The organism is Rhizobium sp. SVR5-9E, from assembly GCF_056755095.1.
Genome location: NZ_JBNDHS010000608.1, coordinates 1 through 246, shown reverse-complemented (window position 1 = coordinate 246; position 246 = coordinate 1). Strand labels below are relative to the sequence as shown.

Genomic DNA, 246 nt, shown 5'->3' with positions numbered 1-246 from the left:
AGTCGTCGGCAGCGTCAGATGTGTATAAGAGACAGCGAATGCACTGATCGTCGGCGGCTACGTCATGGTCGGCGCAATCCTGACCAACAAGTCGCCCATCACACTGAAGGACGTCACGCCGATCGCACGCCTGACCGGCGAGTATGAGGCCTGTCTCTTATACACATCTCCGAGCCCACGAGACTACGCTGCATCTGGGGTGGTGTTTTCTGGTTTGGGGGGGGGGGGGGGGGGGGGGGGGGGGGG

The 246-nt window shown here is 62.2% G+C and carries 1 pseudogene; it reads left to right on the top strand.

The features are described from left to right. Positions 1–37: 37 nt before the first annotated feature. Positions 38–155 (top strand): annotated as a pseudogene (locus ACPYOJ_RS36245) (tripartite tricarboxylate transporter substrate binding protein); the annotation flags it as partial. Positions 156–246 lie beyond the last annotated feature (91 nt).